The sequence below is a fragment of the Psychrobacter sp. 1Y4 genome (assembly GCF_051847555.1).
Genome location: NZ_JBPYDE010000205.1, coordinates 1 through 968, shown reverse-complemented (window position 1 = coordinate 968; position 968 = coordinate 1). Strand labels below are relative to the sequence as shown.

Genomic DNA, 968 nt, shown 5'->3' with positions numbered 1-968 from the left:
ACAAAAGCGCCGACAAAAGCCTCACTAAGGCAAAAGAGTCCGCTATGAGTAACAGCAAAAGCAATCAAGATCTGAAAAATAGCGATAGTGATAAAGAACAATTCAACATTGCTAATGGCTACAAGCGATCAGCAACGTTGAATGAAGACGAGCCGCTGATATCTGAGCTTGTAGACGACCAAGCAAGTAATTTGCAAGACAGCACTAAGCAAATCCTCGATACATCATCAACCACTATCAACTCGTCATATAAAGACATACCGGAGCGTATATTTATGAATGGACTTATCAAGCATACAGGCATTGCGTTAGCGATCATCATACCGCTAGCGGCATTTTCAGCCTATGCTGCAACGCCGCCCAATAATATGGCTACTGCTAGTAATATGCAAGATAATGCGATGAGTAGTGAGACAACGACGCAAATGTTATCTGTTAAGCCAAGCGATATTATCTATAAGTCTGCAAGCACGCCAACGACAGTGGATAGTGTCGATCTCAATGAATACGCTGGGACATGGTATGAGATCGGACGTTTACCGATGTATTTTCAACGTAAATGCGCAGGCGATGTAACGGCAAACTATACGCAAAAGACTGATGGCTCAGGCATTGTCGTCACTAACAAATGCGTGAGCGAGGATGGTTCAGGTATTACGGCAGAAGGTTTGGCAAAGCCAGTAGATGAAAGTGGCAGCAAACTAAAAGTGACGTTTTTACCGAAGTGGATTCGCTGGATCCCAGTCGGCCGTGCTGATTATTGGGTATTAGCACGTGATGCAGATTATAAAACTGCCCTAGTAGGGACGCCTGACAAAGAGTATCTATGGCTCCTAGCACGTTCGCCAAATATCAGTCAGGAAACGTATACTAAATATCGTCAGATTGCCCAGCAACAGGGATATGATTTGAAAGAGTTTACGTTGACGTCGCAGAGCAACCAAACGGTGAACTTAGCACCATAATAG

1 protein-coding gene is annotated in these 968 nt (G+C 44.0%); it reads left to right on the top strand.

All coding sequences use genetic code 11. The annotated features are described in order from the left end of the window. On the top strand, positions 1 to 965 hold a 965-nt coding region (locus tag ACS8FC_RS15265), incomplete at its 5' end, for a lipocalin family protein (RefSeq protein WP_439297396.1). Positions 966 to 968 lie beyond the last annotated feature (3 nt).